This is a genomic window from Paeniroseomonas aquatica, assembly GCF_030409335.1.
Lineage (GTDB): Bacteria > Pseudomonadota > Alphaproteobacteria > Acetobacterales > Acetobacteraceae > Belnapia > Belnapia aquatica.
This window is the reverse complement of sequence record NZ_JAUFPN010000189.1, coordinates 1-10,095: the sequence shown is the minus strand read 5'-3', so window position 1 is coordinate 10,095 and position 10,095 is coordinate 1. Positions and strand designations below refer to the sequence as shown.

Here is a 10,095-nt window from a genome sequence, read left to right as displayed (position 1 = left end):
TTGTCAAGGATTGTCGCCTAAATTACCGACTGCTGAGTAGGTGGCATCGGGTCGGCGGCAAGATCGGGCGTGCCGGTGCGCGAGAAGACGAAAGCAACTTGCGGGAAGCGGCTGACCAGGCGTTCCACATCCAACTGCATCGCCTGGGACTGGGTGATGCCGGTGCTTGGGATGCGCCGCGCCTCCATGACGATGTTCTTCTCGTCCAGTGTAGGGGCGAATTCCTGGCCCAGCGTGGCAAAGAGCAGGCCAGCGCCGGCGAACAACGCGAGCCCGCCGGCTGCCACCAGCAGCGGCGCCCGCAGCGCGCCGCGCAGCGCCGGGGCATAGAGCGCCTTCAGCCCACGGATCACGGCGTTCTCGCCCTCACGCACGCGGCCGGTGATGGCGATGGCGATCAGCGCCGGGACGAAGGTGAGCGAGAGGATGAAAGCGGCGCCGAGCGCGATCAGTACGGTCAGCGCCATCGGCTCGAAAGTCTTGCCCTCGACGCCAGAGAAGGTCAACAAGGGCAGATAGACCAGCATGATGATCGCCTGCCCATAGACCGAAGGGCGGATCATCTCGCGTGCCGAGGCGATGACCGTCTCCAACTGCTCCTCGCGGCCGAGCCGACGGCCAAGCACCTGCTGTCGCTCGGCGATGTGGCGCAGACTGTTCTCAACGATGATGACCGCGCCATCGACGATCAGTCCGAAATCGAGCGCGCCAAGACTCATGAGGTTCGCACTGATGTGCGCCTGCACCATGCCGGTCACCGTCAGCAGCATGGCGACGGGGATGACCAGCGCGGTGATGACCGCGGCGCGGATGTTGCCGAGCAACAGGAGCAGCACGGCCACCACCAGCAGGGCGCCCTCGGCCAGGTTCTTCGTCACCGTGCCGATGGTGGCATCCACCAGCTGCGTGCGGTTGAGCACCGCGCGGGTCCGAATGCCTGGTGGCAGGGCATGGCCGATTTGTGCGATGCGGGCATCAACGGCGGCGGCGACGGCGCGGCTGTTGCCGCCGATCAGCATCAGCGCGGTGCCGAGCACGATCTCCTCGCCATCAGCCGAGGCGGTGCCGGTGCGCAGCTCGCGGCCGTTTTCGACCTGGGCGAGGTCGCGCACCCGGAGCGCCACGCCGCCGCGGGTGGCGACGACGATCTCAGCGATGTCCTCCAGCGAGCCTACCCGACCACTGGCGCGAACGACGATGCCCTCGCCGTTGCGCTCGATGAAATTGGCGCCGCGGCTGACGTTGTTGGCTTCGATGGCCGCGGCGATCTCGGCCATCGAGATGCGGTAGCCCCCCAGCTTAGCCGGGTCAGGCGCGACCAGGAACTGCTTAACGAAGCCGCCAATGGCATCGGCGCCGGCCACGCCGGGCACGCTGCGGATCTGCGGCCGGATGATCCAGTCCTGCACGGTGCGCAGGTAGACGGTGCGCTCGAAGGCACTGGCCAGGCGCTGGCCCTCGGGCGTGAGGTAGCTGCCGTCGCGCTGCCAGCCGGGCTGGCCATCGGCGACGGGCCCGTGCCCGGGCGTGTACTCTACCGCCCACCAATAGATCTCGCCGAGCCCGGTCGAGATCGGGCCGAGCCGCGCCTCGACCCCCGGAGGCAGCATTTGGCGTGCCTCGATGAGGCGTTCGGTGATCTGTTGGCGGGCGAAATAGATGCTGGTTGCTGGGCTGAATACCGCGGTGATCTGCGCGAAGCCGTTGCGCGAGAAGGAACGGGTCGATTCCAGCCCCGGCGTGCCGGCCAGGATCGTCTCGACCGGCACCGTCGCCTGCTGTTCGACCTCGAGCGGCGTGAGCGCAGGCGCGACGAGGTTGATCTGCACCTGATTGTTGGTCACGTCCGGGACAGCATCGATCGGCAGGCGGGTGAGCGACCAAGCGCCCAGCACGCAGGCAGCGAGGCTGAGCAGGATCACCAGCCAGCGCTGGCGGACCGAGAACTCGAGGATGGAGGCGATCATGCGTCGTTCAATCCTCGAGCTGGCCGCGGCCAAGCTCAGCCTTCAGCGCGAAGCTGTTGGCGACCGCGATGTGCTCGCCTGGAGACAGGCCCTTGGTCACCTCGACCATGCCGTCGCCGCTGCGCCCGAGCGTCACCGGCTGGGCGCGGAATCCTTCCGGCGTGCGGACGAAGACGGCGGGGGTGCCGCCAATGGTCTGCAGCGCGGCGCGCGGGACCAGGACCGCGGCCTCGACACCTTCGATGACGATCTCGGCGGTGACGAAGCTGCCCGGGCGCCAAGTGTCGTCCGGGTTCGGGAATTCCGCGATCACCCGCGCCGTGCGCGTGCCGGGATCGAGGAAGGGGCTGATAAAAACGATCTCGCCCTCGGTGTGCCGCACGCCCTCGCCAACTCCACCGATGCGGACAGGCTGGCCGCGCCGGGCAAGCCGCAGATCGCCCGGCGCGACCGCCATCTCGACCCAGAGCCGCGACAGGTCGGCGATCACGTAGAGGTCGGTCGGGTCGTTCAGCTGGCCGACCGAGGTGCCGAGGCTGACCCGTTGCTCGACCACTCGCCCGGCGGCGGGGGAGCGGATCTCGTATTGCCGGAAGCGCGCGGCGCCCCGGGCGCCATCGCGTGCATCGGCGGTGACGCGGGCGGCATCGAGGCCGAGTGACATCACGTTCTGCAACGCAAGGTCGCGCCGTACCGTCGCCTCCTCGTAGCTGGCGCGTGTCTGGAGGTACTGCTGCTCGGCCGAGACGCCGCTGTTGCGCAGGACCTGGGCGCGCTCGAACAAGGTGCGCTGCAGTTCGAAGGTGACGGTAGCGGTCATCAGGGCGCTTCGCGCGTCGGCCGCCTCGCGGCTGTCGAGCACGGCTACCACCTCGCCCTGCGCCACCGGGTCGTCGAGTCGCTTGCGCAGCTCCGCCACGATGCCGCCGACCCGGGCGGGGATGCGGGCGACACGGTCGGCCGCCGGGGCAATAGTGCCCGGCACCGCGATCCGGCGGCCGATGCTGCCGCCGCCGACGCCTGCCACCTCGATGCCGGCGAGGGCGATGCGCTCCGGCGAGAGAATGAGCAGGCCCTCGAGCGCGGGCGGAGCCACCGGCGCGGCCGCCGCGTCGGGCCGGATGACGGAGATGGCGCCGGGCGCCGGGCGCGCCATCGAGTCGAGCAGGGCGTGCAGGCCCGGTGAGAGGTGCAGCGCCAGCGCGGTGGCCAGGATGCCGGCGGTGAGCGCCAGTAGCAGGGGAGGCAACCGGCTGGTCATGCGCAGGGCCGTGGCTTGAAGCGGGTCATGGCAGACTGCCCTACAGGTATTTGGTTATCGCTTTGAATTCCTCGATTGGGCCGCGTTCAGCCCGCGGGATCGCCCCGACAACGTCGTCGAGGCAATGGTCGAGGTGGTCGTGGATCAGGTTGCGCTTGGCATTGGCCAGCGCCGCTTCAACGGCGTGCAGCTGCTGTGCGATGTCGAGGCACGGGCGCCCGGCTTCGATCATGTCAACCACGCTGCGAAGGTGCCCCTCGGCACGTCGCAGACGCTTGACGATGTCGGGGTGTGTTGCATGGACATGCGGCTCAGACATAGGATGATGCTATCCCCCTGGTAGGGATATACGCTACATGGTAACTGCTCTCATGGCCAGGGGAGTCGGAGCTTGCGGCAGGGCACGTGGCCCACGCATGGCCTGCGACCGGGCCATTGTGTTTCGACCTGCATGGCGAGCCGCCGAACCCGCCGTGGCACCTTCTTCAAAGGCAGCAGTAACGGCTGGGACCATGCCGGCGAGCGGACAACGTCATCATTGCCTTCGACGGCACCCAACTTTGGTTCCGGCGCAACCGTTTGGGCGCGGGGGTGATGGCTACGCCTCGCACGCGCGGCGACTGCCAACGCAGCATCCATTTCTGGCGGGATGCGCACGCCTCTCCCCACACGCCGGCGCGGGCAGGGAGAGGTCTACAACCGAGCGGAGACCGCCGATATGTTGAGCCCGCTGTCCAACCCAACCTACCGCCATCTGTTCTCGGCGCAGGTGCTCTCCCTGCTCGGCACCGGCCTCTCGACGGTCGCCCTTGGCCTGCTCGCCTACGATCTCGCAGGCGCCAATGCCGGGGACGTGCTCGGCACCGCCTTCGCGATCAAAATGATCGCCTATGTTGGCATCGCGCCTGTTGCTGGCGCCTTCGTCCACTTGGTGCCGCGGCGCGCGTTGCTCGTCACGCTCGACCTGCTGCGCGCGGCCGTGGCGGTGACGCTGCCCTTCGTGACGGAGATCTGGCAGGTCTATGTCCTGATTTTCGTGCTGCAGGCAGGCTCAGCCACGTTCACGCCGACCTTCCAGGCGACCATCCCGGATGTGCTGCCGGACGAAGCGGAGTACACCAAGGCGCTCGCCCTCTCGCGCCTTGCCTATGACCTCGAAGCCCTCGCCAGTCCGGCCATCGCTGCGGCGCTGCTCGGGCTGATCGGCTTCCACTGGTTGTTCGCCGGCAATGCCCTTGGATTCTTGGCCTCCGCAGCACTGGTGCTCTCGGTCGTTTTGCCTTCGCCCAAGCCGCGGGCGGTCGAGGAAGGCGCCTGGGAGCGGATTACCCGCGGCGCGCGAATCTATCTGGCCACACCACGATTGCGCGGGCTTCTGGCGCTGAATGTCACCGTTGCCGCGGCAGGCGCGATGGTCATCGTGAATACCGTGGTGCTGGTGCGCGCCGGCTTTGGCCTGGGGCAGAGCGAGGTGGCCTGGACACTGGCTGCTTACGGGCTCGGCTCCATGGCGGCGGCCTTGGCCTTGCCCCGATTGCTGGGAGGCATGTTGAGCGATCGGTCAGCCATGCTCGGCGGTGCGGCGCTGCTGGTGGTGGGCTTGCTGCTTGGCCCGCTGGTGCCGGCCTGGAGCCTGTTGCCGCCGCTTTGGGCGCTGCTCGGGCTCGGGAATGGCTTGGTGCTAACACCGGCAGGACGTCTGTTGCGGCGATCTGCTCAGCCGGGTGACCGACCCGCATTGTTCGCTGCGCAGTTCGCGCTCAGCCACGCTTGCTGGCTGATCGCTTATCCCGTGGCAGGACGGCTTGGTGCCGCGGCGGGGCTCGGGACGACATTCATTGTGCTTGCGGTGCTCGGTGCGGTGGGGGTTGTCGCCACACTGGTGCTGTGGCCGAAGCACGATCCGGAGGATGTCGAGCACATCCATCGTGATCTGCCGCCAAACCATCCGCATCTTGAAAATGCTACACGTTCACCCGGTGGTAGCTTTCGCCATCATCATGCCTTCGTTATCGATGGTCAGCATCCTCATTGGCCAGGCTGACGAGAGCCTCGCTTTGCCTCTCGAGTGTTGAGGGCAATTCACTGAGGCCTGAAATCAACCATTTTTAGAGAAGGTTATCGAGTGCGGCTGGCTGACGATCGATAAGGTGCTTGCCTCCCCTCTCCCGATGCCTGCGGCCGCTGTACGACGGCCAGGCCCGGGCCCGTGAAGTCTCGCGGTTGGCTCATCGCTGGCTGCGCTACATTACTGGCACTGAGGTGGCATTGGTCACTCAACATGCCCCGTCCTGCAGGAGACGGTACCACCTGGTTGGGTACGTCCGACCCAATGAGTGCTCCTAACAATTCGGCACGTGAACGTCGTTTGGGCACCTTTCTTGTGATGCAGGGCTATCGGCTGGTCCGCAGTCGCCGACGATTATCGCCACCAAAGGGCGGTTGTCTCATCGTGTAGTTCGCCGTGAATCAGATCGTGGCAGGTGGCAAACCTTCCCCATTTTTACTGGCCCTGGATGAGGCCGAAATCCATACTTCCCGAGTTCAGAGCTTGACAGTTCGCAGCCGCAGCGCGTTGCCGATCACCGAGACCGAGCTCAGCGCCATTGCCAGCGCCGCGACCACCGGGCTCAGCAGGATGCCGAGCAACGGGTACAGCACGCCGGCCGCCAAGGGCACGCCAAGCGCGTTGTAGACGAAGGCGAAGAACAGGCTCTGCCGGATGTTTTGCATGGTCGCCCGGCTCAGCGTCCGGGCGCAGGCGATGCCGGCCAGGTCGCCCTTCACCAACGTGACGCCAGCGCTCTGCATGGCGACCTCGGTCCCGGTGCCCATGGCGATGCCGACATCGGCCTCGGCCAGCGCCGGGGCGTCGTTGACGCCGTCGCCCGCCATGGCGACGGCCTTCCTCTCAGTACGACTGAACGTAAGGAGGCAAAAGTTGACTCGTCTAAGTTGAGGTTTGCATCACCTGCTTTTGAAGCGCCGACGATATAACCGTTGGAAAACCACCACTAACTGACTTGCGTGGGACCAGAATTTTCGCGCAAGTCTCTCTGGTTGCGCGCCCTGAAGGCTTTATAAAACCGGCCTATAAGGCGAGTGAATAGGAGGGCAAAATGAGAATTTCTTTGATGCTCACTAGCAGCCTATTTGTAGCCAGCCCTGTGCTATCTGCTGAGCTGCTAGCACATAACCACACAGACACGGCGATCTATGTGGCGTGTGAGGAGCACGGCAGGACAAACTATTTTAACCCAAATGAAACACGCAGAATCCACATTCACCACGAAGGTGAACTTCATTGCTACGCTTATGATCAGAATAATAGAAGGATTGCCACGAATCACATCTATTTTTCGGGCGATGAGGTGGTCCGCTGGGCGGTCGAATACGGCCAGAGATAGCTTTATACGTTGTTAGGCCAAGTTTTCGGAACTCCCGGGCAACGCATGGGCCATGGTCACCAAGGCCCGTGCGGAAAATTGGGTTTGTAGGAGAGGGCGTCGCAGGACTCGCTGAACATCCGACCAAGTTCGCATCTGTGATGTGTGCACGACGGGCAGAAAGTCGTGCAACTGAAGTGGCGGCGGAATGCTGCTGCGGGCGGCGTAAAACCCGGCCAGTGGCAGGCGGCCAACCCTGAGGGACAGGGTGGGGCGCCGGGAGATGTTCGTGGTAGAGACCGACGCTGACAAAGGTATGCAAGTTGCGCCACTCGTCACGACCTGACACCGCGATGAACTGGCCATTCCCACCTTGCGCCGAGCGGTGGTAAATATTGGAGGCGCTGACGTTGCTGCCAATGAAGGCATTGCGGTGGGCGCTCGCGCAACGAGCTTACTGCCTGTACGAAAAAGGGTGACAAAGCCGCCTTGCCCGAGATCCATTGTAGCAAAGAGCTCGCGGATAGCATCAAGCCGGATGGTACCGAGGGAGATGCCAGCAAAGCCGTACTTGCGACCAGACACTCGACGGCTCACTACGAATGTGCTGCGAAAGGGCTTACTGACAAGCAGGCCAAGCGTCGGATTGCTGCGATGCGTGGCAAAGGAAGGCCGTCGGCAAAATTGCTTGGGATTCGTGGCGGTGCACTCATTCCAACAGGCTACAAAATGATATCACCTGTGGAGAATGCCCGCGTTGTCATGTGGTTGGCTGCCAACAGCTCGGAGCCGGTGGCTGCTATGCAGCTTTGGGCGCAACTCCTGTTGCATCGTTGCCCGGGCACAGGGCAAGTAATGCAAACTCGCAGTGAACTTGGTAAGCTTGTTAACATTTCGGCGGACGAGGTCTCGCGGATCATAACGGAGCTGGCGAGTATTGGTGCTGCCACGCGCAAGCGCGTCAAGGTGTCCGGCATGCGCGGCCCCGGCGTCGCGTGGTACTTCGTGGGGCCGCCACATGGCACTTCGTTCATCGCCAGCCTAATTGGCGAAAAGCTTGGGCCTGTCTCGTCGCCTGGAAAACCAAGGTAATGGTCCACCTGCCCAGCGTCTATCCCGACCAAGCCATCTTGCGGCATGCCCTCGAACGCCGTCTGCGCCTGGTCACCTGAACCCAGGGCGACGTCGCCCCGACCGAGCCTGTCACTGCAGCTCCAAGCCTCGCAATTCGTACCCCGACGCCGACCTCACTGTCGGCAAGGGCATAGCTTGCGCGCGCAACCATTGCGTGCAAACGAATACCCGCGAATCAGGATCGCAGAGTCCGTGGTGAATTTTTGGGGTTAGGACCATCATCGAGCGCCGCAACGCCGACTTTGGTGAATAGGTGGCGGCGTTACCCGCCGCGTCAGTGAACAGCGAAGTCCAGGACGACCCGTGACGGCACATCGCCATGCTCCAGTCGGTTCAGGATATCGTTGATCGCGGAAAGGGGCTGCAACTCGATGTCCGCATGGACCTTGCCTCCGGCGCCGAAGGCGAGCGCCTCGGCCATGTCCCGCCGCGTGCCTACGAACGACCCGCGGACTGTGATGCAGTTCGCCACAACGTCGAACAGCGGCAGCGGGAAGTCGCCTGGCGGCAGTCCGACCAGAACGCACGTGCCCCGCTTGCGCGTCATGCCGACGCCTTGTTTGAACGCCGGCAACGACGGCGCCGTGATCAGCACGCCATGCGCCCCGCCTCCGGTGCCCTTCTTCACCGCCTCAGCCGGGTCGCCCTCCTTCGCGTTGACCACGAAGTCGGCCCCGAGCCGTGTGGCGTGAGCGAGCTTGCCGTCATCGATGTCGATCGCGCAGACCTGCAGACCCATCGCTTTCGCATACTGGATGGCCAGATGCCCCAGGCCGCCCGCGCCCGAGATCGCGATCCATTCGCCGGGTCGGACGTCAGCTTCCTTGATCCCCTTGTAGGTCGTGACCCCGGCGCAGATTAACGGCGCTGCCTGCTGCGACGACAGCGCATCTGGTACGTGCGCAACATAATTCGGATCCGCGAGCACGTATTCGGCAAATCCGCCGTTCTTCGTATAACCGCCGAACTGCGCTTCGCCGCACACTGTTTCCCAGGCGGAGAGGCAGTATTCGCAGTGCCCGCACGCCGAGTAGAGCCAGGGGACGCCCACCCGGTCGCCTTCTTTCATGAGGCGCACCTCGGCACCAACCGCCGAGATGCGGCCGATCGCCTCATGGCCTGGGATGAAAGGTAGGAACGGCTTCAGCGGCCAGTCGCCCTTCGCGGCATGAAGATCGGTGTGGCAGACGCCACATGCCTCAATCTTCACCACGATCTGGCCCGGCCCAGGTGAAGGAATGTCCCATTCCTGCAGCACCAGCGGTGCCCCAAACTTCTCGACGACGGCGGAATGCATTCTGGCCATGGGGCTTATGCTTTCAAGTTGCGGCGTGAGAAGTCGAAGGAAGGGCAGCGCTTCGTTAGAGTGGCGCCTCGGCATCCAGCGTGCGGACCAGCTTCTTGTTGATGAATTCCTGAATTCCCATGTGGCCGAGTTCGCGCCCGTAGCCGGAGTCCTTGATGCCGCCGAAGGGTAATTCTGCGTCGGACCATGAGATGTTGTTGATAAACATCATCCCCGTATCGACGCGGCTTGCGACGCGCTTTCCCCTCTCCAGATCCTTGGTAAACACGGACCCGCCAAGCCCGAAATCGGAATCGTTGGCCAAGTCGATCGCGGCGTCCTCGTCCTTGACGCGGAAAATCATCGCTACGGGGCCGAAGAACTCGTCCCGAAATGCCGGATTCCCCGGCGCAACATCGCTCAGGATCGTCGGCTGCATGAACGCGCCCGGGCGGTCGATCCGCTTGCCTCCCATCACGACCTTGGCTCCATTCAACACCGCGGTGTCGACCTGCTTCAGCAGGTCTTGCAGGGCGTGTTCCGTCGATAGCGGACCGAGCGTCGTCGCTTCATCGTCGGGATTGCCAGCCTTGAGCGCCGCCAATGCGTCCTGAAACTTCTCCATGAACTGGTCGGCAACCGCCTCGACAACGATGAATCGCTTGGCCGCGCAGCATGTCTGCCCATCGTTGTACATCCGACCCCAGACTGCCCATTTGACGGTATGGTCGAGGTCAGCATCCTCCAGCACAATGAAAGCGTCGCTGCCGCCCAACTCCATCGACGAAGGCTTCAGATTTTGCCCGGCGCGTGCGGCGATGTTGCGGCCCGTCGAGACACTGCCTGTGAGCGCCACGCCCTTGATCCTTGAGTCGTTGATCAGCCAATTGGACTGCTCGTGCGAGATCAGCAGATTGGTATAAAGGCCAACGGGAGCACCGGCGTCTTCAAACAGCTTCTCGAACGCAATGGCGCATTGCGGGACACACTCGGCATGCTTGACCACCAGCGTGTTGCCCGCCATTACTCAGCAGTCGGTAATTTAGGCGACAATCCTTGACA

General features: G+C 64.1%; 7 protein-coding genes and 1 pseudogene. 2 read left to right on the top strand and 6 right to left on the bottom strand.

Going from position 1 to position 10,095, the window contains the following annotated elements:
* Nucleotides 1-17: 17 nt before the first annotated feature.
* Genes QWZ14_RS22815 through QWZ14_RS22805 form a run of 3 tightly spaced genes read right to left on the bottom strand, consistent with a single transcriptional unit; the run spans nucleotide 18 to nucleotide 3,547 of the window.
* Complete coding sequence (locus tag QWZ14_RS22815; RefSeq protein WP_290319242.1) at nucleotides 18-1,967, bottom strand: efflux RND transporter permease subunit; 1,950 nt, start codon at nucleotides 1,965-1,967, stop codon at nucleotides 18-20.
* Nucleotides 1,968-1,974: 7 nt separating this feature from the next.
* Nucleotides 1,975-3,228 carry an efflux RND transporter periplasmic adaptor subunit gene (locus QWZ14_RS22810; RefSeq protein WP_290319241.1) on the bottom strand — a complete coding sequence of 418 codons (1,254 nt, stop codon included), beginning with the start codon at nucleotides 3,226-3,228 and terminating at the stop codon, nucleotides 1,975-1,977.
* 40 nt (nucleotides 3,229-3,268) lie between these two features.
* Nucleotides 3,269-3,547 (bottom strand): metal-sensing transcriptional repressor, encoded by a 279-nt coding sequence (locus QWZ14_RS22805; RefSeq protein ID WP_290319240.1) that lies wholly within the window; start codon nucleotides 3,545-3,547, stop codon nucleotides 3,269-3,271.
* Between the two features lie 399 nt (nucleotides 3,548-3,946).
* On the opposite strand from QWZ14_RS22805, the gene QWZ14_RS22800 reads away from it, so the two are divergent.
* Entirely contained in the window at nucleotides 3,947-5,272 is a 1,326-nt protein-coding gene (locus tag QWZ14_RS22800) for an MFS transporter (protein ID WP_290319239.1), read from the top strand.
* 500 nt (nucleotides 5,273-5,772) lie between these two features.
* Here QWZ14_RS22800 and QWZ14_RS22795 read toward each other — a convergent pair.
* Nucleotides 5,773-6,147 (bottom strand): annotated as a pseudogene (locus tag QWZ14_RS22795) (HAD hydrolase family protein); the annotation flags it as partial.
* A gap of 956 nt (nucleotides 6,148-7,103) precedes the next feature.
* Between QWZ14_RS22795 and QWZ14_RS22790 the strand changes: the two are divergent.
* Nucleotides 7,104-7,706, top strand: coding sequence for a hypothetical protein (locus QWZ14_RS22790; RefSeq protein WP_290319238.1), 603 nt, complete (start codon nucleotides 7,104-7,106; stop codon nucleotides 7,704-7,706).
* A 316-nt stretch (nucleotides 7,707-8,022) separates the two neighbouring features.
* Here QWZ14_RS22790 and QWZ14_RS22785 read toward each other — a convergent pair whose 3' ends face one another.
* Both QWZ14_RS22785 and QWZ14_RS22780 read right to left on the bottom strand, forming a co-directional pair.
* Complete coding sequence (locus tag QWZ14_RS22785; protein ID WP_290319237.1) at nucleotides 8,023-9,054, bottom strand: zinc-dependent alcohol dehydrogenase; 1,032 nt, start codon at nucleotides 9,052-9,054, stop codon at nucleotides 8,023-8,025.
* Between the two features lie 55 nt (nucleotides 9,055-9,109).
* A complete protein-coding gene (locus QWZ14_RS22780) occupies nucleotides 9,110-10,057 on the bottom strand; it encodes an aldehyde dehydrogenase family protein (RefSeq protein ID WP_290319236.1) in 948 nt (315 codons plus the stop codon).
* Nucleotides 10,058-10,095: the final 38 nt, after the last annotated feature.

Coding starts and splice junctions, on each gene's coding strand:
- QWZ14_RS22800 (WP_290319239.1), top strand. CDS start 3,947: ATGTTGAGCCCGCTGTCCAACCCAACCTACCGCCATCTGTTCTCGGCG.
- QWZ14_RS22780 (WP_290319236.1), bottom strand. CDS start 10,057: ATGGCGGGCAACACGCTGGTGGTCAAGCATGCCGAGTGTGTCCCGCAA.
- QWZ14_RS22815 (WP_290319242.1), bottom strand. CDS start 1,967: ATGATCGCCTCCATCCTCGAGTTCTCGGTCCGCCAGCGCTGGCTGGTG.
- QWZ14_RS22805 (WP_290319240.1), bottom strand. CDS start 3,547: ATGTCTGAGCCGCATGTCCATGCAACACACCCCGACATCGTCAAGCGT.
- QWZ14_RS22810 (WP_290319241.1), bottom strand. CDS start 3,228: ATGACCAGCCGGTTGCCTCCCCTGCTACTGGCGCTCACCGCCGGCATC.
- QWZ14_RS22785 (WP_290319237.1), bottom strand. CDS start 9,054: ATGGCCAGAATGCATTCCGCCGTCGTCGAGAAGTTTGGGGCACCGCTG.